This is a genomic window from Flavobacterium maritimum (assembly GCF_040049085.1).
In the GTDB taxonomy this organism is placed as follows: domain Bacteria; phylum Bacteroidota; class Bacteroidia; order Flavobacteriales; family Flavobacteriaceae; genus Flavobacterium; species Flavobacterium maritimum.
In genome coordinates, this window is the sequence record NZ_JBDLZY010000001.1 from 364,125 (window position 1) to 389,535 (window position 25,411).

Below are 25,411 nucleotides of genomic sequence, written 5' to 3' on the forward strand. Positions count from 1 at the left end.
TTAGTTATTAGAAAGCCCTCTTCTCTTTCTCTTTTTTCTTTTATTTTTTAATTGATTCGGCATAAAATCTGAAGAATATTCAGCCCGTAAAAGCATATCCAATGCCTTAACCAAATCAGGAATAGTGAAAGTATCTTTTTGTTGTTGAAGGTTATCGATTGACGATTCTTTAGAAGGATGTTTTTCATAAATCTGACTCCTTTTTTCTTCACCAGCAATTTTTAATCCACAACGTTCTTCAATAGCTTTGGCACTGTATTGTTTCCCTAAACTACTTCCATTAAAAACGTTTTTTGTTGTATGGTCAATATAGGTAACGCCATAAAGCTGACCTAAGGAGCTTCTTCTAAACACTGTGTGGATACCTTCTTTTTCCAATAGCTTTGCCAGTTCGTTTATGGATATTACACGATCTCTTAGCAGAGCCTTGTCAATGATGTTTTTTACTCTTAATTTGTCCGGAATTCTTCTAGTTTCATTTCCCTTAAATTTTTCTTCCAAGAATTTCAAAGTCGGTTTGAAATAAAAATCACTTGCCTTTATAGGTACTCCAATTGGCTTTCCTTGTTCGTCCAATATTCGATACACTAATCCATTTGCTAAAAAGATTTTTGAGTTCTCACTACCGCGGTCAGCAAAAACATTATATTGTTTTAGCACTGCATTAAGTTCAGGAAGGCTCGAGTATTTGTACTCATTCAAAACCTCATTTAAAACATTTGTTAAGGCTTTCTTTGATTCAATCCTGCCATACCTTACCTTACCCATTGAAATTGGTTTCAGATTAAATTCTTCTTTCTTTTTTCGTCCTTCCGCTTTAACCAGTCCAAAGAGATCTTCAATTTCCTTTCTCGCCGGTTCTGATTTTCGTATTCCCAAATGGTGGAGGTCAATCCGTTTGCCGTCTCTTTCGATGTTTATGGTCACGACATGTATGTGCGGGTGTCCAGCATCGTGATGTTGGTAAACCAAATAGGGTTGCTTTCCAAACCCAATTTTCTCCATATAGGTATCGGCAATAGCCATCAGTTTTTCTTTGGAATGGTTTTCTGACGAGTCAAAATTTAGGGAAATATGCACGCTGTTCCGTTTAGCATTTTCGTTTAATTCAAGTCGTTTCATAAAGCGGTTTAGCTTTATGGTATCACTCATTTTATCGACATCAACGGGATAATTACCCGCACCGATACATTCTGCTACTCCCGCCTTAACCTTATTCTCATTGTAGTTTAAAATACTGCGGATGGAATGGCTTGTTTTTATGATTGTAACCATTTGTCCGTGATTTTTTGCATGTGATTTTGAATATCATTTACTTTGTTGGAAAGGATTCTTTTCTCCAATTCGTAACGTACAATCCACGCTTTGAATTCAGGAATTTGTTGCAGGGTGTGCATCTTTTTTACAACCTGATTTACATTGTTTCCGATAGCACTTAGCTCATCGCGGAGTAGTACCGTTTCTTCCATAAAATCATCCAAAGACTGATTTCTATAGTGGGTTGTAATAGGTTTGTCAAATAGGTGTTTACGAACATAGTCGCTCAACTTACGGCAAGTACTGACTTTCCATTTATGTTCAATTTTTGTGTATTCTTCGGGTGTCAAGCGCAGTGTGATTCTGCGTGTTCTGTTTGAATTTTCTCTTTCCATCATCTTTCATTTTCATTGTTTATCAAACTCTTTTATCCTTTTAGTGTCTTCACCGCCGAGTTCCGAGGCATAGGGTGGCAAGATCCGGTTGTCAGACAACCGTTCATCTGGCCGTTACAGGAACGTTGTAACTTTTTAGCTTTTTATAAGTCTTCAAGGCTTTCAATTTTTAACTGACTGCCAAAAAGGTAACAGTTCTTGAAAATATTAAAATAAGTCGTTGGTAATTTTTACAATTTTCGTCCCAAATGTTTTTTTGGAGCTTTTTCAGGATTCATAATCCAGTCGTTAAAATCTTTATAATTTTTGTAAAGGGTACTTTCGTCTTTGTATTTTGAACTCATTGAAAGTGCACGCCTAGTACAATTTATACCTGTAGTATCCCTGTCAAGATAAAGCCGAATTTGTTTGTGGTTTTCCATAAAAGGGCGTGCTCTTTCAAAGAATGAAACGGAATTTAAAACAACAAAATCCTGACCTTTTTCGGGAAGGTTTTTGGTTGTCGCTTTAAAGGATAAAAAGTCCATAAAACCTTCGAAGACTAGAGCTTTTTGATTGTTATTATTTATGGTAGTAATATCCTTTGGTGAGCTGCTAGCTTTGAAATAGGGATTGCGAATTTCATACCCCCCGGAATTGTTTTTAAACCCGATTCCAAAGTAAGTTTTACTATTCATTTCATAGCGGACTTCACGACAAAATTGATTGGCAATTTCAATAGGGATTTTTCTTTGTTCAAGATATCTTAAAAGGGAAGGGGAGACCAGAGGGAAATCTTTCAGTATTTTGATTTTATTTTCTGTAGCGATATTATAATTTGAAGGTAAAACGGTTGGCTGTTGAAGAGAAAAATTAGTGTCAAGTTTTTGCAAAAAATCGCTAACGGTACAACCATGATATAGGATTCCAAAATCAATTAGATTCCCTCCTTTGCCCAGCCCGTGGTCAAACCATAAATTCAATTTTTGATTGACTTTAAAAGAAGGCTCTTGTTCGTCTCGCAAAGGGGAACGATACCAATACTCCACATTTCTGATTTTTACCGGTTGGTATCCCAGTGATGAGAGGTAGGCCGTCAAATCAATTTTTTTGGCTTCCTGGGCAGAGAGCCTTTTTTTTCTGAAATCCATATCTGTATATTTTCAAGTTCATTTTTTAGCCAAAAGTGAAGTTAAGAAATAGAAAACGGTCAAGCAATCCTAGACATATTATGTCTATGATGGAACTACTGTCCTTGCTTAATGAAAAGAAAAAAACCTCACAATAATTGCGAGGCTATTCAATTAGAAAACACATAATGTAATTGAAACTATTTGATTGTAGGAGTAATCAATGTTATAGTGCCAGCAAGATTGTTATTTGAAATATAGTCCAAAACAAAATTTTCAACATCTTTTTTAATAACGGAAGAAGTAGAAAAGGAGTTCAGATAAAAATCTTCATTTTCATCTGCAATGTGAATGATTTCGGTATATCCCTTAGTAATTAATGCGCCTTTTAATTTCAATACTTTAAGTTCATTGCTGTTACCGATTTCCTTTTTCACACGGAGTTTAATAGTTTTATCCATCTTGTTGGTTTCTTATTAATATTGAACAATAAAACAAAAATACTCTAAACAAAAAAGAGACCCTGTTGAGTCTCTTTTTGGAATTAATTTGTCATCTATAAAGGCTATTTTCCTTTTAATAATTTTTCCAAAAACTCAACCTTATCTTTTTCAGCTTGCAACAAACGCTCATATAGTTCAAGAATTTTATCTAATGGATTAATTGAACATAAATAATTATTGTTATTTGAACTGCTATCAGTAAAAGTGTTGTTTATTATATTGAATACAGCTTCTTCGCTAAACTGTTTTATACCTTCTGTCGAGACATTTAGAACGGCTGAAATCTTTTCTAACACAGTTTCATCAATCGTCTCACTTCCTTCAATATTAGAAACTGATTGTTGGCTTACACCAATTGCAGTAGCCAATGCCTCTTGTTTCATACCTCTAAGCTCCCTGATTCGACTAATATTTCTGCCAATATGCTTTGGTTTTGTTGCTGTGTTCATAGTTCAAAGATATTTAAAATTCTTGAAGTTTTTCTGTTTTGGTAAAAAACAAGTATGCTTTTGTACGATACAATTTCGAATAGTTCGGTACGGTACAATCTATTGCTTACTTGCTATGTATTAAACAAAAATACAATTTTTCGGACATGTAACAATTAAAAAAGTAAAATTATGAAAGCAATTGAATTTCCACAGCAGAAAGAATTGAAGGCAGTTATTAAAGAACATATTAAGACAGCTGCTATTTGTTGTTTTGGTAAACTTAAAACAACTTATAGTTCAAATCATACATTTTATCCTGATAATGGGATACAAAAAAGGCACACACATTTGTACCTATTAGTTTTTGTAGAAGAAAACATAGAAAATGCCACCAATGACATTTGTGATAAAATAAAAACGATTACGGACGGGCGTATTACCGCTACGCTTCTTATACATCAAGTGAAGAGTCTTAAAAAAATATGTGATGATCAGCAGTACTTTTTTTGGCGAATCATGCAAAACGGAGAGTTACTATACAAAAATGCGGTCAAACCTCCCTATCTGATTACCGATGCAACTCCAAAAAGGAATCTAAAATTAACATCACTTTATGTGGCACGCAGAAAGACCACTATTTCCACTATTTGGAGTTGGGTTTATAACGATGAAGACGCCTGTTCGTCGATTGAAGTGAAAATGTCTGCTCTTCATCAAATAGTGGAGCAAAGCTGTTTGTCTTTGATTCGTGTTTTTATGGGCTACACCCCCAATCATTTTTCGTTAGGCCATCTGTTTAATCTCTGCGAATACTTCAGTACTATAACGGCAGATTTCTTTCCCCGTAAATCCAAGGAAGATTTAGCTATGTTTAACTTGCTTAAACGGCAGCCAAGTACCCTGCGTTTTAGCAAAACGGATGAAGTTGATTATTTATATTACCAGTTGTTGGAAGAAAGGTGTCGTAAGTTTATAGACCTAGCAGATGTTTTGATACAAGAAGAAGTCGATAGATTAAAGCAAATTGAAAGTAAGGAAAATCGAATCATAGAAAATAAAGAATGATTATGGAAATAGATGAAATTAACAAATTAGAGACTATTAAGAGGTTAACTTCCAGCTGTCTCAATACTTTGAAGCCAACTCAGGATAAACACGGGATTCACAATGCTGAAATTAGAGTATATGATTATTACGAACTTGCCTCCGTTATTAGGAACCTACTGAAATTATGTATTGTTGCTCTGGATCATGATGGAGCTGAAGTTCCCATTACAATAAAAAACCAGTCAATTGATGTGGGGCTTATTCTGGGGATCGCCTTGCAATTATTTCCAATTGATGAATTTGAACTGCTAAATGAGATAAGCACTTTATTTCCTGTAAATTATCACAGTAAAGAAAAACAAGAATGATTCAGATCAGAAATAGACCGTACAATTTCGTGGTTTTATCTTTTGATAACCAATAATTTTCGATCACTATCATGACTTTATTTTGCTTAAGATGTGAAGAAAAATCAATGTTATCTTTGTGTAGAAGTGTGATTTAATGTTGAATTAGTGAAGACCGTTAAAGCGGTCTTTTGCTATTGAAAGAGGAGGTGTATGATGGGAAATGAAGAAACGGGTGAAAAAAGAAAAATCACTAAGGAGAAAGCTTTAAAAGTGTTAAGAGATGAGGAGGAGGGTTTAACTCCTATACAGGAGAAAAAATTATTTTTCGATGCAAAAAAGAATGCTGAAAATAATCAAGATAAGTTAACCAATTTGTCAATTTTAACAATTCCGGAAGTTGCGACTAAATTAAAGTTGATTAATAATGAAGCAGCTAAAAAATGGCTAGAAAAAAGTGATATTCGAATTCATAAATTTTCAAAACAAAATTGGGTTTACGAAATTGAGGTTATATGTGAAATTGACAAACCTTTTGTAAAAGCGTTAAAATTGAAATATCCCTTAAAGTGGAAAAATATATACAAACGTCTGGTTAAAAATTATAAGGTGTATGAGCTTTTAATTTTACAATTAGAAGGAGAGCTTGATTACGTTCCAACTACCAAGGTAAAAAGGAATAAATGCGATGAGAAATTATATAATGATTTAATGCAATGAGAAAGCTAACAATGCCGAAAAATCCCTATAAAGGGATTAAGATTTATTGTAAAAAATGTAAAGTAGATAATCCGAAATGCAATCATTTTGAAAGCTTTACCTACAAAGTAAGAATTCATATCCCTGGAACCAAAAAAAGTGTGAAATCTAAAATCTTGAATTCTACAGTTTATAGCGATGCTGTAACTGAAGCAATAAATTTTGAAAAGCACTTAAAATCCAATAATTATGAAACAATAGTAGCTGATACGGAAGAAGGAAATGATTATTCTGTTATTGATTCCATAATAAAATATAATCATTATCTAAATGGAGAAAGTGAGTACGCTCAATTTAAAAAAAATGTTACGGTTGAACACCGTAAGGAATTAATACGATTTTGTAAATATTTCGCAAAGACACTAAAGAAAAATAAAAATATTGAGTTGACTAGGATTAAAGATGTCAGTAAGCAAGATGTCTCAAATTTTTATTCTTGGGCTGATAATCATTACAATCCGAAAACTTTTAATAAATGTTTGAATGGGGTCAAAGGCTTTTTTGATTTTCTGATTGATGTTGAAGAAATTGAAATGAAGAATCCTTTTAGGAAATATTCTCGAAAACAAATACCAAAAACAAATATTGATTCTGTCACTAAAGAAGAGTTTAATGCAATTCTTGAAGCCGTTGATATATACAGTCCTATTGTTGTTCTTGGGGGTAAAGGAGAACGGAAAAACATGTATAAACCTTATTTGAAAGATGGTTTTAGATTGTTTTTGTTAACTGGTGGAAGACGGGAGGAAATAGTTGATTTACGGTGGAGTCATATTTATGTATCTGTTAGTGGAGTTAAATTTTTTAGAGTCCAAAATTTAAAAGTGGAGAGAAATCTCAATATAGATGGATTATACAAGTACATCCCAATAAATTCTGATTTGTTTGACCTGTTGGTGGAGATGGGGTATCATGAAAAAAAGCAAACGGGCGATTATATTTTATTCCCAGAAAGAGAAGTTCAATCAAAAACCATAATGGATTCACTTTCTAAAGCTTTTTCGCATTACAAAAATGGAGCTGGTATAGAAAAAGATATTAGTTTGAAAAGTTTAAGGAAAACATACATTACATGGGTTTATCAAGTGATGCAAAAAGAAACTGGAGTGTTGACTTCGCACTCGACTACAAAAGTGTTGGAATCTTATTATATCGACCCTCAGATTTTATCTGTAGTTGAAAAAGGTGCTATCGAAATAAAGATATTTGGAGCGGATTCCTCACTCTAATTCCTCACTCTCTGTATAAAGATTTGTTTGTTTTGATGGAGTAAAAGCAATAAAAAACCCCTAAACTGTTTATGTTTAGGGGTTTGTTCTTGTAGCGAAGACGGGAGTTGAACCCGTGACCTCAGGGTTATGAATCCTGCGCTCTAACCAACTGAGCTACCTCGCCATGTTTTAGAACTGACTGCTGTTCCTCAATGCGGGTGCAAAGATAAAAATAATATTATAGCTCGCAAGTATATTTTAAAGAAAAAAAAATATTTTTGAAAATGCTTTTTTTTCGAACTTATATTCTATATATTTCACAAAAAATTAATTGTAGCTCATGGATCAAAAAGTACGTTACGAAATCGAATTCCCCATAAATTCATCCCCTCAGTTGTTATATCAGTACATATCGACACCTTCAGGTTTATCAGAATGGTTTGCCGATAATGTGAATTCAAGAGGAGAATTTTTTACTTTCATTTGGAATGATTCCCAAGAAAAAGCAAGACTTGCTTCAAAAAAATCAGGAGAAAAAGTAAAATTCAAATGGGTAGATGAGAATAACAAGGATACTGAGTATTTTTTCGAATTACATATTTTAGAAGATGACCTTACAAAAGATGTCTCTTTGATGGTTATTGATTTTGCCTATAAAGATGAAGTTAAAGAAGCCACCCAATTGTGGGAGAATCAAATTTCAGATTTGAAACATCTCATAGGTTCTGTGTAGTGAAATTCTATTTTATAACATATATTTGCCCTAAATTTTATTTAGGGCTTTTTTTATGATTAATTTTAATGGAACAATAGTAGCACAAGAGTCAAATATATTAACTCAAAACCGTGCTTTTTTATATGGTGATGCGGTTTTTGAAACAGTTAAGATAGTAAATGGAAAAATCCTTTTTGTAGAGGACCATTATTTTAGATTAATGGCTTCGATGCGTATTGTTCGAATGGAAATACCTATGAATTTTACCATGGAATATTTTGAGGAGCAAATTCTCTCCCTGGTTAATAATAATACTATTTCGGCTTCAGCACGTGCCAGAATTACGGTTTACAGAAATGATGGGGGATATTATTTGCCAAAAAACAATATCATTTCTTTTTTGATTCATGCAATAGCTTTAGAAAAAGCGTATTCAATTGATCAGAAAAATTATGAAGTGGATTTATACAAAGATTTTTATATAAGCAAGCAATTACTATCTACCTTAAAAACTACTAACAGGATTATCAATGTTACAGCTAGTATTTTTGCAAATGAAAATGGATTAGATAATTGTATTTTACTAAACGACAATAAGAATGTTGTAGAGGCTTTGCAGGGAAATATCTTTATGTTACAAGGAAATAAACTAAGTACACCCCCTGTTTCAGAAGGGTGTATTAATGGTGTTATGAGAAAGCAAATTTTAGAATTAGCTAAAACAATAGAAAACCTTGAAGTCGTTGAAGAAGTAATTTCTCCTTTTGATCTTCAAAAAGCAGATGAATTATTTCTTACGAATGTGATTAAAGGAATTCAGCCTATTACAAAATACCGAAAAAAAGAATATACGACCGCTACAGCACATCTATTGCTGTTAAAATTGAACGAATTTGTAGGTGTGAATTAATTGAGATATGGATTCTCTGGGGCATTAGACCAAATGAGATAATCTCCGCCTAGTTCCATGATTTGTTTTTTCCAGAAATGAGTGGGCGATTTTCCTAAAATTTTATTTTCATAAGTGTTAGAGGCAATGATCCATGAATTGTTATGCATTTCATTTTCCAGTTGGTTTTCTTCCCATCCGGTATAACCTAAAAAGAAGCGGATGTTGTCTTTTGTTATTTGACCGCTATTGATTAGTGATTTTGTCGATTCAAAATCACCTCCCCAATAAATGCCATTTGAAATTTCGACACTATTAGGAATCAATTCTGGAATGTTATGAATAAAATAGAGATTATCCTGTTCGACGGGACCACCGTTATAGATTTTGAAATTAGCCTTAATTTCAGGCACAAGATCGTTAATAGTATATTTTAAGGGTTTATTAATAATAAAACCCACTGAGCCTTCTTCATCGTGATCTGCTAATAAGATTACGGACCTATTGAATGATAAATCTCCAATTATAGAAGGCTCAGCAATAAGTAAATGTCCTTTTTTTAATTTTTCTGAAATCATGGCTTCATTTTTTATTAAATTTAACAAATAAATGGGTGGTTATCCAAATAAAATCGTCAAAAGGCATAAAAAAACCTTCCATCAGGAAGGTTTTAAGTATATTTTGGAAAACTTAAATTAGTTTACCGCTCCTTCTAATTCAGCACCGGCTTTAAATTTCACTACGTTTTTAGCAGCAATTTGAATTGTTTTTCCTGTTTGAGGATTTCTACCGTCTCTTGCAGCTCTAGAAGATACTGACCAAGATCCGAAACCTACTAAAGATACTCTTCCACCTTTTTTCAAGGTACCACCTACATTACCTAAAAATGATTCTAAAGCTAATTTTGCTGCTGCTTTTGTAATTCCTGCATCAGCAGCGATAGCGTCGATTAATTCTGACTTGTTCATAATAATTAGTTATTAATTGTTGGTTAAAAAAATTGTTAATACACAAATTTAGTAGGAAATATGTTCCTTGCAAGCGTTTTATCTAAATTTAGCCTGTTTTGTTAATAACTTGTTTTTTTTGTTCATAAAGCAATGATTATTAGTCGAAAATACTTGATAAACTCCCGTTTTTACTGATGTTAGTAGGCTTTTGCATTTTCAGAAAAAGTGATTCCGTTCAACAATTCTGGAGTGCTCATTCTCTTTTTACCGGGAAATTGTAAACTTAAGACTTGAATATACCCATTTTCAACCGCTATTTTCATTTCTTTTTTGGTACAAATCAGACTTCCTATTGCTTTTGAATGCGCTTCAGAAATAATTTTAGCTTCATAAATTTTTACGTTCCATTCTTCATTATTATCCCCAAAAAAACACCAAGCAGCAGGATAAGGGCTTAAGCCTCTTATTAAGTTGTTTATTTCCAAAGCTGATTTTGTCCAATCTATTTTACAATTCTCTTTGTTTAATTTATAAGCTGTTTTTATATCGACAGGGTCTTCTTGTATAGTCGTTGGGACATTTCCTTTTTCGATCAAAGTCAAAGTCTCGATAACTGTCTTGCTTCCCAGATGCATTAAGCGGTCGTGTAATTGACCTGCATTTTCTGTTGGTTCAATAGCTGTCTCTGCGCTAAGAATCATTGCACCGGTGTCAATTTTGTCATCAATAAAAAATGTGGTAACTCCTGTTTTTGTTTCCCCATTTATGATGGCCCAGTTTATAGGTGCAGCACCGCGATAATTAGGCAGAAGTGAAGCATGAAGATTAAATGTGCCCAATTCAGGCATTTCCCAAACTACTTTTGGCAACATTCTGAAAGCTACTACAATTTGCAGATTGGCATTCAGTTCTTTTAATTCGGTTAAAAAACTTTCGTCTTTCAGGTTTGTCGGCTGTAATAATGGTAAGTTATTGGCTAACGCATATTCTTTTACAGCAGAATATTTTATTTTTTGCCCACGTCCGGCAGGCTTGTCTGCAGCAGTAATAACACCAACAACCTCATAGTTGTTTTTGATTATGGTATCCAGAATGCCAACAGCAAACTCCGGAGTTCCCATAAAAACAATTCGTAATTTTTTCATTATGATTTTATTGAATATTTGTTGTTTGAATTTATGATCAGGTACTCTTTTTCTAATAATTCCTGTAATGCAAAGATAAGCTCGTCAGAATTGTTTTTAGTTCTATTTTGTATTTCTCTGGAATTTAAAGACTCTGTTTTCAATATAGTAAGTATCTCTTGCGAAAGTGCTGTGATATCTGCTTTTCTTGTTTTCTTAGTTATGCAATACGAGCATATGCCACAATCAGTTTCTGTTTTTTCGCCAAAATAATCCAAAATCAATTTACTTTTGCAAGTCTTTTTTTCATTGACATAAAAAAGAACAGCTTTTAATTGTTCTTTTTTAAGCTGATTTTGCTTTTCTAAATATTTAGAAACTCTATTGATAGTTCTTTCATCTTCTCTTATTTCATTAAAAATTAATGTGGCATCATTGTTTTTAGAATGGTATTCAATAATGTCTTTTTCTTTTAATTTTTGTAAAACAGCATGAACTTCGCTTTCCTTATGATTTGATTTTTTTGCAATCAGTTGTAGGTTAAAAGGAGTTTGCATTTCGTAGATGCCTGGATAGGTTCGTAATATGGTCAGTATAATTTCCTCGTCGTTTGGATTTAAACTGATATAGCGAATAACCTCTTTCGAGGGGATAAGGAACTGCATACTAATTTTTTCTGAAAATTCCTGAGACAAATTGATAACGCCTTGTCTGTCCAGAAATTGCAAAGCATTAAAGGTTTTTACCGCAGGAAATTCATATCTCAGACAAAAATGGTTTAAATTAAATGCAAATTGTTGGTTAATTCCTTCTCCATAGGCAATTTGGAAATAATTACATAACTTAACATACATAGTGTTCAGAAAGGCTTTATCCGGAAGGTTGCGGATGAATTGATTTTCTGCTTGAAAAATATCTGAAGGACTGGTTAGTAAAACAGAATATGATTTTTCACCGTTTCGCCCTGCGCGTCCCGATTCCTGATAATAATTTTCAATATTTTCGGGTAACTGGATATGGATGACCGTTTTTACATTGGCTTTGTCAATTCCCATTCCAAATGCATTGGTGGCCACGATAACCTGTGCCTCTTCCTGCATCCACAATTGCATGTTTTTATCTTTTTCTTTTGGTGTAAGCCCTCCATGATAATAGGTAGCCTTAAATCCCATTGCTTGTAATTGGCCGGCAATATCTAAACAGGATTTTCGGTTTCTCACATATATGATTGACGGTTGTGGATTTTTAGTAAGTATTTGTTTTATTCTAAAAAGTTTGTCTTCAACTTCAAAAACCATATAAGCGATGTTGGCTCTGGCAAATGATTTCTGAAAAATTTGCGGGTTTTGTAATCCCAGCTCTTTTATGATGTCTTCTTTGACTTTTGGAGTTGCGGTCGCCGTTAAAGCCAAAAAAGGGACTTTCTGAAAATGTTTTTTTAAGTTGGAAATTTTTAAATATGCTGGTCTGAAGTCGTGTCCCCATTGCGAAACACAATGAGCCTCATCAATCGCAATCAGATTTATGGGTAGGCTTTTTATTCGATCCAAAATCCAATCCGATTGCAGTCTTTCCGGCGATACGTATAGGAATTTATAATTTCCGAATTGACAATTGTCTAAAAGGTCAATCATTTCATTTGATTTGATGCCTCCCGTCAATGCAATTGCTTTTATATCTTTCTTTTGTAAATTGGCTACTTGATCTTTCATCAGGGCCACAAGAGGGGAGATGACTAAGCAGATTCCTTCTTTCATCATTGCGGGCACCTGAAAACATATTGATTTTCCTCCGCCTGTTGGCATTAGGGCAAAGGTATCCTGGCCATTTAAAACAGAATCAATGATTTCGTTTTGAAGTGACCTGAATTGATCGTGTTTCCAATATTTTTGAAGAATTGATAATGCTGTTTGCATACATTCCCGATTTTAGGAATCAGATTTCATGGTGTCGCAGAAATCGTAAATTAGTTAGAAATTTTATCTAAGATAAAAAGAATTCTGTTATCCACACTATCTTTAGGGACTTCGATGAGTTCGTATCCGTAATTTTGGTAGGTTTCTGTAAGGTGATTATGAATGAGTTTAGCTTGTTCGTAGTTTTCGTAGCGCTCTTGGTCGCTCACATAAATTTCCTCCCAAGGCGGAAGAATAAAGATTTTTGAATAGGTATGTTCTCTGCACGCGGCATCAAAAAAAGAGGGATAACTGTCCCCAATATAATGCATGTAGGCTAAAACATCCGGAATTCCTCTGTCCAGAAACACCACTTCATGAGGTTCGTTACAGGCATTTTCAAATTGCTTTTTTCGGCCTTCAAGAAGTAACTCGCTGAATAATAAAGGGTTTTTTAAGAATAATTGCTCAATTCCTTTTTTTTGTGCTTCAAGGGTTACCTGTCTGGAGATTTCAGGGTAACAGCAATATCCATTTGTGACCAATTGGTTGATAATAGTGGTTTTTCCGGATCCTGGTCCGCCAATAATAACTATAATTTCTTTCTGCACTTTTCAAAAATAAGGGGCAAATTTACCTAAAGTTATTGGGATTTGAAAAATAATTAAAATATATAATTACCTTTAGTTTTAAAAATAACCTAAATCCTTAATCCGAATTCCCAAATCTAAAATCAATACCGTATATTTGCGTTTATTTTTTAATTTAAGCATGGATAAAGATAAAGAGAGAGAGATCGCTGAGTTTTACGAAAGATTAAAAGTGGAGTTGGATATGAATAATACTTGGCCTGCCTTGTATTTATTTAAGTTTATTGTGCCGACTTCAGAAGAAAACATTGAACGTGTTGAAATGGCTTTTGACTGTATGGGAGCTGTTATAAAAACAACCAAGTCAAGAACCGGTAAATTTACCAGTATATCTGTTGATGTCCAAATGAAGGATGCACAAGAAATAGTTGATAAGTACATAGAAGTCTCCGTAATCGAAGGTATAGTTTCCTTATAAATATGAATTCAAAATACACAAAAGAAAATGCAAATGATGTCGTTCATCATTTGGAATACAATGCTGAAAGATCGCATTTGATTATTCCTGAGTATGGTCGTCATTTGCAAAAACTGATTGATCAGGCTACTGTAATCGAAGATGCTGAAGAACGCAACAAAGCGGCAAAATACATCATTCAGGTTATGGGAAGTTTGAATCCTCATTTGCGAGATGTGCCAGATTTTCAGCACAAATTATGGGATCAATTGTTTATTATGTCCGATTTTAAACTGGATGTGGAATCTCCATATCCCATTCCTTCCCGTGAAGTATTGCAACTAAAGCCGGACGCTTTAAAATATCCGCAGAATTTCCCAAAATACAGATATTATGGCAATAACATTAAATACATGATTGATGTTGCCAATAAATGGGAAGAGGGTGAAATGAAAAATGCATTGGTAAAAGTGATTGCCAATCACATGAAAAAATCCTATTTGAGTTGGAATAAAGACACTGTGAAAGACGATGTGATTTTTGAGCATTTATATGAGTTGTCCGATGGCAAATTGAATATGCTTCAAAGTACTGAAGAATTGTTGAATACGACAGATTTATTGCGTACTAACAAGCGAATTTCAAATAAAATTACACCGGCCGGTCAACCGAAAATTCAAAGTAACAAGAATAACAAAACGGGAAAATCAAAACCTTTTCAAAAAAAATAATCAAAAATAAAAAGAGGTGCTAAGATGCTAAGGTTCTAAGTTATAAAACTTATTACAAACCTCAGTAACTTAGCACCTCAGAACCTTAAAATAAGAATATGGGAATTTTCAAAATCGAAGGAGGTATTCCTCTAAAAGGAGAAATCACACCACAAGGAGCGAAAAATGAAGCTTTGCAAATACTTTGTGCGGTATTACTTACTCCAGAAAAGGTAACAATCAATAATATTCCTGATATCATCGATATCAATAAATTGATTACCCTGTTGGGGAATTTGGGTGTCAAAATTCAAAAAATTGGACCTGGATCTTATACTTTTCAAGCTGATGAGGTAAATGTAGATTATCTGGAAACAGAGGCTTTCAAAAAAGAAGGTGGTTCTCTTCGAGGTTCTATTATGATCGTTGGGCCACTTTTGGCACGTTTTGGAAAAGGGTATATCCCAAAACCAGGAGGAGATAAAATCGGACGTAGAAGATTGGATACACACTTTGAAGGATTTATCAATTTAGGTGCTAAATTCAGATACAACAGAGAAGATCATTTTTATGGAGTTGAAGCTCCTGAAGGATTGGCAGGTACTGATATGTTACTTGATGAAGCATCTGTAACTGGAACCGCCAATATTGTTATGGCAGCTGTTTTAGCTAAAGGGAAAACAACTGTTTACAATGCTGCTTGCGAACCTTATTTGCAACAATTATGTAAAATGTTGAACTCTATGGGAGCTAAAATCACTGGGGTTGGATCTAATTTATTAAGCATTGAGGGTGTTGAAAGTCTTGGAGGTTGTGAACACAGAATTCTTCCGGATATGGTTGAAATAGGGAGCTGGATTGGTTTGGCAGCTATGACTAAATCAGAGATTACCATAAAAAATGTGAGTTGGGAAAATTTAGGAATTATTCCTAATACATTTAGAAAATTAGGAATTACTATAGAAAAACAAGGAGACGATATTTACATTCCTGCCCATGTAAATGGATATGAAGTAAAAACAGATATCGACGGTTCTATTTTAACCATTGCAGATGCTCCATGGCCTGGATTTACACCGGATTTATTGAGCATTGTTTTAGTTGTTGCCACACAAGCAAAAGGAGATGTTTTGATACACCAAAAAATGTTCGAAAGCCGTTTGTTTTTCGTGGATAAATTAATCGATATGGGAGCCAAAATTATGTTGTGTGACCCGCACCGAGCGGTAGTTATTGGACATGATTTTAAATCACAACTAAAAGCTACTACTATGTCTTCGCCAGATATTCGTGCCGGAATATCCTTATTAATCGCAGCGCTTTCTGCAAAAGGTACCAGTACCATTCAAAACATTGAGCAAATCGACAGAGGATATGAGCGAATTGATGAACGATTAAGAGCAATAGGAGCTAAGATCATAAGAGCTTAACTCAATTTTTTTTATAAGATATCGTTTAAATAAGTCTTTTATTCCCTTGAAGGAATTACAGTAAAAAGATTTATTTAAGCGATATTTATTTTAAACCTAAAGAAAAACTTGTAATGTCAAAAGAACAAACCGCAATCAAAGCGACTTATTTTAGCATAATTGGTAATACCTCTCTGGCTATAATAAAAGGGGTAGCGGGCTTTTTTGGAAATTCCTATGCCTTGATTGCAGATGCGATTGAATCAACGACCGATATTCTTGCTTCTTGTTTGGTTTTGTTTGGAATTAAATATTCTAATAAACCGGCAGATGATAATCATCCCTATGGGCACGGTCGGGCAGAACCGTTAATTACTTTTTTGGTAGTTGGCTTTTTAATTACTTCTGCAACAATTATTGCTTACGAAAGTATTCTTAATATAGGAACTCCTCACGAATTGCCAAAATCATGGACTTTACTGGTTTTGGGATCGATCATTATTTGGAAGGAATACTCTTTTCGGGTGGTTATGAGACGAAGTAAAGAAACAAACAGTTCATCGCTGAAAGCTGATGCATGGCACCATAGGAGTGACGCTATAACATCAGTTGCTGCTTTTATGGGGATAACGATTGCATTGGTTTTGGGTAAAGGATACGAATCAGCAGATGATTGGGCGGCACTTTTTGCTTCCGGCTTTATATTGTATAACAGTTATCTGATTTTTAGACCAGCCTTAGGAGAAATTATGGATGAGCATCTGAATGATGATTTAATTGAAGAAATTAGAAAGGTTTCTCATGAAGTGGAGGGAATTATAGATACAGAAAAATGTTTTATCCGCAAATCAGGAATGAAATACCATGTGGATCTTCACGCTCGTGTAGACGCAAACATTACAGTAAAGGAAGGACATGATTTAGCCCATTTGCTTAAAGATACATTGAGAAGAGAAATTCCGGAATTAGGACATGTTTTAATTCATGTAGAACCGAATTAGCCTGATTGTCCAATTCTAAAAACAAAAAATCCCATCGCAAAAGCTTTGGGACTTTTTTTTTGTTTTATTTGAAATAGGCGAATAGATGGATTTTTGAGTTCTTTTCCTTTTAAATTCTATTCTAGAATATTTAAAAATTTCAAACCAAAAATGACACCGTCTCCCATAAAGCCGTTTTGATACGAGCGAATATAGTCTACTCGGAACATTTTAAATTTGCCAAAACCGAGATTGTCTAAACCAACAGTAAGCTCTGAATAGGGTTTTGAATGGGGTACCGCAAGATTATGAACTCCTACAATTAAACTTGATTTTAATTTATTTATAAGTGGAATTTTGTTCATGATAAAACCCTGATCATTGTATTCTGAATGTAATTCAAAGTAGCTGTTATTTGTGCTGTTAGTGTAATAAGGTAATAAATTATAAACATCCAGGTATCGATTAGAATCACCAATATGGGTTTTGTTTCCGTTGAAATGTCTGTAATCGATGAACGAAATGTTTGAGGCATTAAAGAATTTACCAGCTACGATATTCAGTCCAAGATTTCCTTTATTACCTAAACTGAGATCATAAACGACGCTGGAACTTATCTTGTCAAATTCATATTTTTTCTCGGTAGCTGCAAATCCTTTTTCATAATTCAAAAGTAATTTTGGGTATTTTGGATTGCGAATATTGAATTTTCCATCTGGACGGGAGATATATTTATTTCCAAAATAAATTGTCGCATTCAGACTCATCTTTGCTAAACTATGTTTCTCAAAACCAGGATTTGTATAATCGTTTGGATCTAAAGGATTGTTTGACGTATATAGATCATCACTTTTTATGAAAGTATAATCAGTCGTGTTGAACAGTGGTTTTCGTTGCTCGAATGCAAGTTTTCCGCTAAGGTTAATCCCGTTAGCAACATCTTGACTATACATAATTCTGGCAAACTCCAGATTGTATAATTTCATGTAATTGTCCTTAAAAAACAAAGTACTGATCGTGTTTATCAAATTACTGATCGGTTCGTTAGGATTGAACTGTTGGACTGTGGTTCCGCCGGAAACAGTTAGGTAGGCGTAATTTTGATTGTTGAATTGGTGATTGTATAGTCCGGAAATCCTCAAGCGATCATCAGAAAAACCATAATTGAATTTAGTACTTATGGTAGTGTTTTTTCCTTTATCATCATTCCATTTCTTGAAACTAAAACCAGAATCTAAATTCCAGCCTTGAACGGTATTAAAGGCCAATGAGTTAATGTTAAGTAATCCATCGTAGCTAAAAGAGTGTTTTTTCGAGCTGTTTTTGTAGGTATAGCCGGCAAGGATATCAAATACCTTAAATTTATTTCCCTTTGCGTCGATCGAATCCAAGTATTTTTTTGAATTTCGAATTTTGTAGAGACTGTCCTTTTTTATGTAATCATCAGCTTCCTCGTCCGTTAAAGGAATAGGTCTGTTTGTGTTCCAAAAATCAATGTCCTTTTTGTTGGCATTTTCTTCAAAACTTACGATTTCATTTCCAAATGTTTTTTTATCAAAAGTATCCTGAAATTCATAATTACTATACACATAATTGAACTTGCCTGAAAATTTAATAGCCATGAAACCGGCTGTAAAAGCCAAACTTTGGGAACTTTTAGACCAGATTTTGGCTTTAGAGTTGTAGCTGAAGCTTTGTTTTAAGGTCATCGAATCCGTAAATTCATCTTTCATTCGGTAGCCTTTTATATCAAGGTCTATTGCATAAATGGCCCAACTGTCATCAACAATATAGATGTAACCTTCAAAAACAGGTTCTTTATCGCGTTTTGGAATCACTTTTATTTTATTGATCTGATGATTGTTTTCATCAAAAAAAGTCCCCTCAAGTTTGTATTTGTAATAATTGAAAGCATTGTCTGCGATAGGAGAAATGATATTTAATCCAAAGGATAATGTGTTGTCGTAAAAATCATAAATGGTTGATTCTGCAGTATTGTAACTGTAACCTTTATCATTTCCGGAGATTTTGGAAGCGATGATTTTCTCTTTAAAATTGTCAGGTTTCTCAAAAGTGATTTTAGAAACGGTTTCGGATAAATATAAGATGCCAGTTCCGGTGGAATCTAAATTAGAGCTTAAATCATCACCAATATCTACTTTCATTCCTAAAATTTTCTTTGGCAAATTTTTTAGTTTAAAAATACCTCGCGAATAAAAATCGGCTTTAAAACGAGCTGTATTTTGCTCATTTTCCTTCTTACTTGCAATTGCATTTTTTATGATGGCATTGGCAGGATTATTTTTAGGATTAATCACTACTTCATTTAAAGTATAGTTTTCCTCATCCATTTTAATATCTAGAGTATGCGGAAATTTTTCTGTCAGTAATGCTGTTTTTTGGGTTTTGAATCCTAAATATTGGAATACAATTGAATGTTTTCCTGTTGTTTTTATGTTCAGTTCATAATTTCCTTGCTCATTTGAAGTGGTACTATTATAGGTGTTTGCTTCAAAAATGGTTACAAATGGTAATGGATTACCTTTCGTATCTGTGACAGTTCCTTTGACCTGAGCAAAATTTGAAAAGCTTATTAAAAAAAATAAAAATAAATAGGTGTTTCTCATGAAAGTTTTTTCTTTCACAAAAATAGATTATGCTTAAGAGGAATGCCTTAATATTTTGTTAAAAATTGAAATTTATGTAAGTTAAGCTTGGTTAATTATAAGAATGACTGAATTGCTAATTCATAACTCTTTAATCCAAATCCTAGAATAACTCCTTTCGCATTGCCTGAAATATAGGATTGATGTCTAAAACTTTCACGGGAAAAAGTGTTTGAGATATGCACTTCAATTACAGGTGTTGTTATGGCTTTTATCGCATCACCAATTCCTATTGAGGTATGAGTATAGGCTCCTGCATTTAGGATGATTCCGTCGTATGAAAATCCAACATCCTGAATTTTTCCAATTAATTCCCCTTCAATATTACTTTGGTAATAAGTCAAATCCACTTGTGGGAACTTTGATTTCAAGGTTTCAAAATAGTCTTCAAAAGTTTGACTGCCATAAACTTCAGGTTCACGTTTTCCTAAAAGGTTCAGATTAGGACCGTTGATGATACAAATTTTCATAATTCATTTTTTGTAAAAATAAAAAAAGCGTTCTAATTTATAGTGTTCAGCAGTAAAATAATGTGTGTATTGATATAAGAACGTTAAATTTTGGTTATGTTATTGTTTAACAGATTGTTAGTTTTAATTGTTTTTATTATTAGTAGGAAATTTATATTTAAAATGTGTTTTATTTTTGGTTTTTATTTTATATTTGTGCAGAATTAACATATAAAAACCAAACAAAATGAAAAAAGTTTTTTTAACTGTAGCAACAGTTTTAGCATTTGCATATGCTAATGCTCAAGATTCGGAAATAAAAAAAGCAACTTTCTCAAAAGGGGATATGTGGCTTGAAGGGGGGATTTCATTAACTACTGGGGACAGTAATGATGATTATTTTGCATTGACGCCAAAATTTGGATATTTTTTATCAGAAAAATTAGCTGTAGGTGGGGATTTAAATGTTTCAGCTACAACCTATTTGCCAAACAGTAATGGCCTTGATAAATCGAATTCTTATGGTATCGGTGGTTTTGTAAGATATTATTTCTTAGAATTAAAAAATTTTAAAGCATACGGAGAAGCTGGTGTAGGTTATAATCATACTAAACTCGAGTATCTGGATAATAGTTCTGAAAATAATAATGGAATTAAAGCAAATATTGATTTAGGGATCAATTATTTTTTCACTCCAAAATGGGCCGCTACATTTACTTTAGCGGAGATTTTGAGTTATAATAATGCTAATCCGGAAAATGGCGAAAGTACTGATGACTTGGTTATCAATATTAATTTATTTAATAATATTTTCGCTCAGCCAAAATTTGGTTTATTATATAAATGGTAATGTTTTTTTGAGCAATATTTATAAAAAAAAACCACGCAAACAGCGTGGTTTTTTTTTGTAACTGAAATTTTTCCTTAAAACATAAAACCAGCTGATAATTGTAAAACAGAGTTTTTAGTATCGGCAGTTGTAGAAACTTCTGTTAATCCCAAAACATAACGACCTTGGATAAAAATGTTTTTAGTGAGATTAACACCTAAACCCGCAGCAACGGCAAAATCAAAAGTGTTCTGATTTTCAATATCAAAATCGTTTTTTTCGCTTAATAAAAAGGAAGCTTGGGGTCCCATTTCTAAACTTATTGTATTGTTTAAATAAATTTTTGCCAATACCGGAATCGATAAATAACCCAATTCATTGTCAATATCTCCTAAAATGGTTTTGTAGGTTGCGCCTTGTGTTGAGTACAATAGTTCAGGTTGTACTGCAAATTTTTCAGCAAGTTTAATTTCTGCAACAGCACCTATGTGATAGCTGGTTAAGGCATCAGTTTGAATTTCAGAGCCAGTAAGGTTAGAATAATTTAAACCGCCTTTTAACCCTAATTTAAGTAATTGTGCTTGAACGTTTACTGATGAAGCAAAAATAAAAACGAATAGGACAATGATTTTTTTCATAATTTTTTTGAATTTTTAAACATGATTTGTAACATAAAAACTCAATAGTACTGGTTTTATTGCTTTAATCCTAGAGCTCTTTTGGGAATTTAACGGTAACTCTCTTTCATTTTTAATGCGATAAATTTTATTGCAGGGGGTGGTGTAGTTGAATCTTATTGGTAATCAATACTTTTATGACAACGTATTTCTATTTTTTTGAAATATAATATTTTCAATCTTCTCGCAATGGTGAAGGTTTTTTTATGTCTAAAAAATGGTTTACTTTGTTTTATGAATTGGAGCAGCTATATAAAGAATTATCAATCGTATCTGAAAATCGAACGAGGTTTGTCAAAAAACACCATCGATAATTATTCTTTCGATATAGAAAGACTGTGTCAATTTCTGACTCAAAATGAAATTGTTGTTTCACCACTTAAAATTGAGGAAGAAACTATCCAGCAGTTCATTTATAATGTTTCGAAACAGGTAAATCCAAGATCTCAAGCCAGGATACTATCGGGACTTAAAAGTTTTTTCAGTTATTTGATATTTGAAGATTATCGATCAGACAATCCTTTGGAGCTAATTGAAGCACCAAAAACAGGTAGAAAACTGCCAGATACCTTATCTGTTGCTGAAATTGATGCGCTTATTTCTGCTATTGATTTAACATCGAATGAAGGGGAACGAAATAGGGCAATGTTGGAGACTTTATATGGTTGTGGACTGCGCGTTTCAGAATTAATTTCATTAAAGATTTCTGATTTATTTTTTGAGGAAGGCTTTGTTAAGATTACCGGAAAAGGCAATAAACAGCGTTTTGTTCCTATTGGGGATTTAACCCAGAAATATATTGAAATTTATAGAAATACAGTAAGAAATCATTTGACTATAAAAAAAGGGTTTGAAGATACTCTGTTTCTGAATAGAAGAGGGAGCCAACTGACCAGAGCAATGATTTTTACTATTATTAAAGATTTAGCAGTCAAGACAGAATTAAATAAAAGTATTAGTCCGCATACCTTGCGACATTCTTTCGCTACGCATCTTCTGGAAAATGGAGCTGATTTACGATCTATTCAATTGATGTTAGGCCATGAATCAATTACCACAACGGAAATTTATGTCCATTTGGACAGGAAATATTTAACAGAAGTAATTCATGCATTTCATCCAAGGAAATAGTTTCTGCCGATGCGATTGAAAGGTTTTAAGCATAGCTAATAATGGTTTAGGGATTGATTTGGATAAACATGGAGAAATGTTATTTGGTTTGTATAAGACATCTCATAAGCATAAGGACGTTCAGGGGATAAGGTTATATATTACAAAAAATCAAATTGAAGCCATGAAAGGGAAAGTTGCTGTTAGTAGCAAAGTAGGAGAGGGAACTACCTTTAAAGTCATTTTTAATGATTAATATTTGAATCTTTTTTACCTAAATTTTCTAAAGTTGATTAGACTGTGGCTTCCAAAACTAAAGGCCAAAAAAAAAACTTCCCGTTAAGAGAAGTTTTTTTTATTAATTGGTGTTTTTATTTTGCGATGTTCACCGCTCTGGTTTCTCTAATTACAGTAACTTTTACTTGACCAGGATAAGTCATTTCCGTTTGGATTTTTTGAGATATTTCAAATGATAAGGTAGCCGCATTGTCGTCAGAAACTTTTTCGCTTTCCACGATAACACGAAGTTCTCTACCGGCTTGAATTGCATAAGCATTTTTCACTCCACTAAAACCATAAGCCACTTCTTCTAAATCTTTTAAACGTTGAATGTAAGAGTCAAGAACTTGTCTTCTTGCACCCGGTCTTGCACCTGAAATTGCATCACAAACCTGGATAATTGGTGATAATAAAGATTTCATTTCTATTTCATCATGGTGTGCTCCAATCGCGTTACATACTTCTTCTTTTTCACCATATTTTTCAGCCCACTGCATTCCTAATAAAGCGTGAGGTAAATCACTTTCTGTGTCAGGCACTTTCCCTATATCATGAAGTAAACCGGCTCTTTTGGCTAATTTTACATTCAATCCTAATTCAGCTGCCATGATACCACAAAGCTTAGAAACTTCTCGGGAGTGTTGTAATAAGTTTTGACCATAAGAAGAACGGTATTTCATACGTCCTACAACTTTAATCAATTCCGGATGTAAGCCGTGAATTCCTAAATCGATAACGGTACGTTTTCCAACTTCTATAATTTCATCGTCAATTTGTTTGGCGGTTTTAGCAACCACTTCTTCGATACGGGCTGGGTGAATACGACCGTCTGTTACTAATTTGTGTAATGCCAAACGGGCTATTTCTCTTCTCACAGGGTCAAAGCAAGAAAGGATAATTGCTTCAGGAGTGTCATCTACAATAATTTCAACACCTGTTGCTGCTTCCAACGCTCTAATGTTTCTACCTTCACGACCAATAATTCTTCCTTTTACATCATCTGATTCAATGTTGAAAACAGAAACACAGTTTTCCACCGCTTCTTCTGTCCCTACTCTTTGAATAGTATTGATGATGATTTTTTTCGCTTCTTGCTGTGCGGTGAGTTTAGCCTCCTCGATAGTATCTTGGATATGAGACATGGCTTTACTTTTAGCTTCCGCTTTTAAGCCTTCTACCAATTGCTCTTTTGCTTCATCGGCAGACAAACCAGAAATTACTTCTAATTGTTGTAGTTGGCTTTTATGTAATTTATCTACTTCAGCTTGTTTTTTGTCTAAAGTTTCAATTTTGGCTGCGTATTCAAGGGTTTTAGTTTCAAAATCATCATTAACTCTTTTGGCTTTAGCCAATTCATTTGAAATTTGAGATTCTTTATCACGAACTCTTTTTTCCACTTCCGCTACTTTTTTGTCACGAGATAGAATTACTTGTTCGTGTTCAGCTTTCAATTCGATAAATTTCTCTTTTGCTTGAAGAATTTTGTCTTTTTTAATGTTTTCTGCCTCAAGATTAGCGTCTTTTAAAATAGAAGCTGCTTCTTTTTTTGCATTTTTAATTAGATTGGAAATGTTGCTTTTTTCTATGATTTTGGCTATACCAAAACCTCCTGCTATCCCTATAATTCCGGTAATAATAATCGTTAATATGTTGTCCATGTTTGTTAAAATTTATATATAAAAAAGCCTACATTAGATTGCTTGAATAAACTCGAAAAGACAAGTTTTGAGCTAACTCACTGTTCAAGTTTCCTCGCCGGAGCGTGGCATGCTTTAGTAGTGATGATTTGCTCATTCTAAATTGTTAGTGTTGAGTTTACCAAATATGAACTAATGTAGGCAGTATCTTAGTCTATGTAAAGAACGTTTAATTATCGAGATATTGATCTAAAAGCGCATTGAGTTTTTTTATTCTTTCAATGGCGACTTCACCGTCTGAGGTGCTATCAATATTTTTTTGTTCGGATTGTGAAGCAAATTGTAGGGCACACATGGCCAAAACGTCTTGCTTATCACGAACGGCATAATTTTCTTCAAATTGCTTTATCATCATATCAATTTTTTTAGAAGCGCTCCGAAGCCCTTCTTCTTGAGATAGTTCAACCGTTAGAGGGTAAACTCTATCTGCTATTGATATTTTAATTTTAAGCTTTTCGTCCATAATTTTTTACTAATCTGACAGCTGGGCTATACAGTAATCAATTTCACGAATTAATGAATTTATTTTAAGCTTTGTATCTCTTTTATTATCGTCACTGCCTAGTAATGTATTGGCAATTTTAAGTGTTTCATATTGCTTTTTGAGCATTTCAATCTCTTGGGATTGCATTTGTATGATGGTTGCAGCATTTGTTAATTCTATTTTTAAATCTTGATTGTTTTTTTCTAAACTTTTTATTTTCAAGAAAAGTTTACCAATCTTATTTTCAAGAGTATCAATTATTTCTGCAATTACACTCATTATTAATCCTATTCATTACTTAATCTTACAAAGTTAGTATTCCTTTTTATTATTGCAATAATTTATCTGTTTTTTTACATTAAAAAAAATAACGAATTGATATTCAATATGTTGTCATTTGTGTTGTTTTGTGTTTTTTTATTAAGCGCTTTCTTTTATCTTA

The 25,411-nt window shown here is 33.4% G+C and carries 29 protein-coding genes and 1 tRNA gene; 13 read left to right on the forward strand and 17 right to left on the reverse strand.

Features of this window, described 5'->3' with window-relative positions; genetic code table 11:
• From ABEB23_RS01555 to ABEB23_RS01575, 5 genes are all read right to left on the reverse strand, one after another.
• Complete coding sequence (locus tag ABEB23_RS01555) at window positions 1-1,275, reverse strand: relaxase/mobilization nuclease domain-containing protein (RefSeq protein WP_348810617.1); 1,275 nt, start codon at window positions 1,273-1,275, stop codon at window positions 1-3.
• Complete coding sequence (locus ABEB23_RS01560) at window positions 1,260-1,652, reverse strand: plasmid mobilization protein (RefSeq protein ID WP_348810618.1); 393 nt, start codon at window positions 1,650-1,652, stop codon at window positions 1,260-1,262. The genes ABEB23_RS01555 and ABEB23_RS01560 overlap by 16 nt, the downstream gene beginning before the upstream one ends.
• A 230-nt stretch (window positions 1,653-1,882) precedes the next feature.
• On the reverse strand, window positions 1,883-2,782 hold the full coding sequence (locus ABEB23_RS01565; RefSeq protein ID WP_348810619.1) for a DUF8464 domain-containing protein: 900 nt from the start codon (window positions 2,780-2,782) through the stop codon (window positions 1,883-1,885).
• Window positions 2,783-2,961: 179 nt separating this feature from the next.
• Window positions 2,962-3,222: a hypothetical protein gene (locus tag ABEB23_RS01570; protein WP_348810620.1), complete on the reverse strand. Its 261-nt coding sequence runs from the start codon at window positions 3,220-3,222 to the stop codon at window positions 2,962-2,964.
• 104 nt (window positions 3,223-3,326) lie between these two features.
• A complete protein-coding gene (locus tag ABEB23_RS01575) occupies window positions 3,327-3,713 on the reverse strand; it encodes a helix-turn-helix domain-containing protein (RefSeq protein ID WP_348810621.1) in 387 nt (128 codons plus the stop codon).
• 171 nt (window positions 3,714-3,884) lie between these two features.
• Between ABEB23_RS01575 and ABEB23_RS01580 the strand changes: the two genes are divergently transcribed.
• From ABEB23_RS01580 to ABEB23_RS01595, 4 genes are all read left to right on the forward strand, one after another.
• The gene (locus ABEB23_RS01580; protein WP_348810622.1) at window positions 3,885-4,760 is read left to right on the forward strand and encodes a hypothetical protein; all 876 of its coding nucleotides are present in this window, start codon (window positions 3,885-3,887) and stop codon (window positions 4,758-4,760) included.
• Window positions 4,757-5,110, forward strand: coding sequence for a hypothetical protein (locus ABEB23_RS01585; RefSeq protein WP_348810623.1), 354 nt, complete (start codon window positions 4,757-4,759; stop codon window positions 5,108-5,110). Before ABEB23_RS01580 ends, ABEB23_RS01585 begins: the two co-directional genes overlap by 4 nt.
• Before the next feature lie 192 nt (window positions 5,111-5,302).
• Window positions 5,303-5,809, forward strand: coding sequence for a hypothetical protein (locus ABEB23_RS01590; protein WP_348810624.1), 507 nt, complete (start codon window positions 5,303-5,305; stop codon window positions 5,807-5,809).
• On the forward strand, window positions 5,806-7,077 hold the full coding sequence (locus ABEB23_RS01595; protein WP_348810625.1) for a tyrosine-type recombinase/integrase: 1,272 nt from the start codon (window positions 5,806-5,808) through the stop codon (window positions 7,075-7,077). Before ABEB23_RS01590 ends, ABEB23_RS01595 begins: the two co-directional genes overlap by 4 nt.
• Window positions 7,078-7,169: 92 nt before the next feature.
• Here the strand turns inward: ABEB23_RS01595 and ABEB23_RS01600 are convergent.
• Window positions 7,170-7,243, reverse strand: a tRNA-Met gene (locus tag ABEB23_RS01600).
• A gap of 156 nt (window positions 7,244-7,399) precedes the next feature.
• Here ABEB23_RS01600 and ABEB23_RS01605 point away from each other — a divergent pair.
• Together ABEB23_RS01605 and ABEB23_RS01610 are read left to right on the forward strand one after the other, a co-directional pair.
• Entirely contained in the window at window positions 7,400-7,792 is a 393-nt protein-coding gene (locus tag ABEB23_RS01605) for an START-like domain-containing protein (RefSeq protein WP_348810626.1), read from the forward strand.
• A gap of 55 nt (window positions 7,793-7,847) precedes the next feature.
• Window positions 7,848-8,684, forward strand: coding sequence for an aminotransferase class IV (locus ABEB23_RS01610; RefSeq protein WP_348810627.1), 837 nt, complete (start codon window positions 7,848-7,850; stop codon window positions 8,682-8,684).
• On the opposite strand, the gene ABEB23_RS01615 is transcribed toward ABEB23_RS01610, so the two are convergent.
• From ABEB23_RS01615 to ABEB23_RS01635, 5 genes are all read right to left on the reverse strand, one after another.
• Window positions 8,681-9,241 (reverse strand): YqgE/AlgH family protein, encoded by a 561-nt coding sequence (locus ABEB23_RS01615; RefSeq protein ID WP_348810628.1) that lies wholly within the window; start codon window positions 9,239-9,241, stop codon window positions 8,681-8,683. The genes ABEB23_RS01610 and ABEB23_RS01615 overlap by 4 nt on opposite strands.
• Before the next feature lie 117 nt (window positions 9,242-9,358).
• The gene (locus tag ABEB23_RS01620) at window positions 9,359-9,631 is read right to left on the reverse strand and encodes an HU family DNA-binding protein (protein ID WP_348810629.1); all 273 of its coding nucleotides are present in this window, start codon (window positions 9,629-9,631) and stop codon (window positions 9,359-9,361) included.
• A 179-nt stretch (window positions 9,632-9,810) separates the two neighbouring features.
• The gene (fmt, locus tag ABEB23_RS01625) at window positions 9,811-10,758 is read right to left on the reverse strand and encodes a methionyl-tRNA formyltransferase (protein WP_348810630.1); all 948 of its coding nucleotides are present in this window, start codon (window positions 10,756-10,758) and stop codon (window positions 9,811-9,813) included.
• Window positions 10,758-12,653: a RecQ family ATP-dependent DNA helicase gene (locus ABEB23_RS01630; protein WP_348810631.1), complete on the reverse strand. Its 1,896-nt coding sequence runs from the start codon at window positions 12,651-12,653 to the stop codon at window positions 10,758-10,760. Before ABEB23_RS01630 ends, fmt begins: the two co-directional genes overlap by 1 nt.
• Before the next feature lie 50 nt (window positions 12,654-12,703).
• Window positions 12,704-13,243, reverse strand: a complete 540-nt coding sequence (locus tag ABEB23_RS01635; protein WP_348810632.1) for an AAA family ATPase — start codon at window positions 13,241-13,243, stop codon at window positions 12,704-12,706.
• Window positions 13,244-13,403: 160 nt separating this feature from the next.
• Between ABEB23_RS01635 and ABEB23_RS01640 the strand changes: the two genes are divergently transcribed.
• From ABEB23_RS01640 to ABEB23_RS01655, 4 genes are all read left to right on the forward strand, one after another.
• Window positions 13,404-13,700: a DUF493 domain-containing protein gene (locus tag ABEB23_RS01640; RefSeq protein ID WP_348810633.1), complete on the forward strand. Its 297-nt coding sequence runs from the start codon at window positions 13,404-13,406 to the stop codon at window positions 13,698-13,700.
• 2 nt (window positions 13,701-13,702) lie between these two features.
• Window positions 13,703-14,410, forward strand: coding sequence for a DUF4290 domain-containing protein (locus ABEB23_RS01645; protein WP_348810634.1), 708 nt, complete (start codon window positions 13,703-13,705; stop codon window positions 14,408-14,410).
• 98 nt (window positions 14,411-14,508) lie between these two features.
• Window positions 14,509-15,819, forward strand: a complete 1,311-nt coding sequence (gene murA, locus ABEB23_RS01650) for a UDP-N-acetylglucosamine 1-carboxyvinyltransferase (RefSeq protein ID WP_348810635.1) — start codon at window positions 14,509-14,511, stop codon at window positions 15,817-15,819.
• A gap of 113 nt (window positions 15,820-15,932) precedes the next feature.
• Window positions 15,933-16,799 (forward strand): cation diffusion facilitator family transporter, encoded by an 867-nt coding sequence (locus ABEB23_RS01655; protein WP_348810636.1) that lies wholly within the window; start codon window positions 15,933-15,935, stop codon window positions 16,797-16,799.
• Between the two features lie 116 nt (window positions 16,800-16,915).
• On the opposite strand, the gene ABEB23_RS01660 is transcribed toward ABEB23_RS01655, so the two are convergent.
• Window positions 16,916-19,405 (reverse strand): DUF5686 and carboxypeptidase regulatory-like domain-containing protein, encoded by a 2,490-nt coding sequence (locus tag ABEB23_RS01660; protein ID WP_348810637.1) that lies wholly within the window; start codon window positions 19,403-19,405, stop codon window positions 16,916-16,918.
• 95 nt (window positions 19,406-19,500) lie between these two features.
• On the reverse strand, window positions 19,501-19,914 hold the full coding sequence (gene aroQ, locus ABEB23_RS01665) for a type II 3-dehydroquinate dehydratase (protein ID WP_348810638.1): 414 nt from the start codon (window positions 19,912-19,914) through the stop codon (window positions 19,501-19,503).
• Window positions 19,915-20,140: 226 nt separating this feature from the next.
• Between aroQ and ABEB23_RS01670 the strand changes: the two genes are divergently transcribed.
• Window positions 20,141-20,743, forward strand: a complete 603-nt coding sequence (locus tag ABEB23_RS01670; RefSeq protein WP_348810639.1) for an outer membrane beta-barrel protein — start codon at window positions 20,141-20,143, stop codon at window positions 20,741-20,743.
• A gap of 74 nt (window positions 20,744-20,817) precedes the next feature.
• Here ABEB23_RS01670 and ABEB23_RS01675 read toward each other — a convergent pair whose 3' ends face one another.
• Entirely contained in the window at window positions 20,818-21,360 is a 543-nt protein-coding gene (locus ABEB23_RS01675; protein WP_348810640.1) for a porin family protein, read from the reverse strand.
• A gap of 273 nt (window positions 21,361-21,633) precedes the next feature.
• Between ABEB23_RS01675 and xerD the strand changes: the two genes are divergently transcribed.
• Together xerD and ABEB23_RS01685 are read left to right on the forward strand one after the other, a co-directional pair.
• Entirely contained in the window at window positions 21,634-22,530 is an 897-nt protein-coding gene (xerD, locus tag ABEB23_RS01680) for a site-specific tyrosine recombinase XerD (RefSeq protein ID WP_348810641.1), read from the forward strand.
• Between the two features lie 31 nt (window positions 22,531-22,561).
• Window positions 22,562-22,765, forward strand: a complete 204-nt coding sequence (locus ABEB23_RS01685; RefSeq protein ID WP_348811122.1) for an ATP-binding protein — start codon at window positions 22,562-22,564, stop codon at window positions 22,763-22,765.
• Between the two features lie 115 nt (window positions 22,766-22,880).
• On the opposite strand, the gene rny is transcribed toward ABEB23_RS01685, so the two are convergent.
• The 3 genes from rny to ABEB23_RS01700 form a co-directional block, all read right to left on the reverse strand.
• Window positions 22,881-24,446 (reverse strand): ribonuclease Y, encoded by a 1,566-nt coding sequence (rny, locus tag ABEB23_RS01690; protein WP_348810642.1) that lies wholly within the window; start codon window positions 24,444-24,446, stop codon window positions 22,881-22,883.
• Between the two features lie 208 nt (window positions 24,447-24,654).
• A complete protein-coding gene (locus ABEB23_RS01695; RefSeq protein WP_348810643.1) occupies window positions 24,655-24,948 on the reverse strand; it encodes a cell division protein ZapA in 294 nt (97 codons plus the stop codon).
• A 9-nt stretch (window positions 24,949-24,957) separates the two neighbouring features.
• Window positions 24,958-25,248, reverse strand: a complete 291-nt coding sequence (locus ABEB23_RS01700; RefSeq protein ID WP_348810644.1) for a coiled-coil domain-containing protein — start codon at window positions 25,246-25,248, stop codon at window positions 24,958-24,960.
• Window positions 25,249-25,411 lie beyond the last annotated feature (163 nt).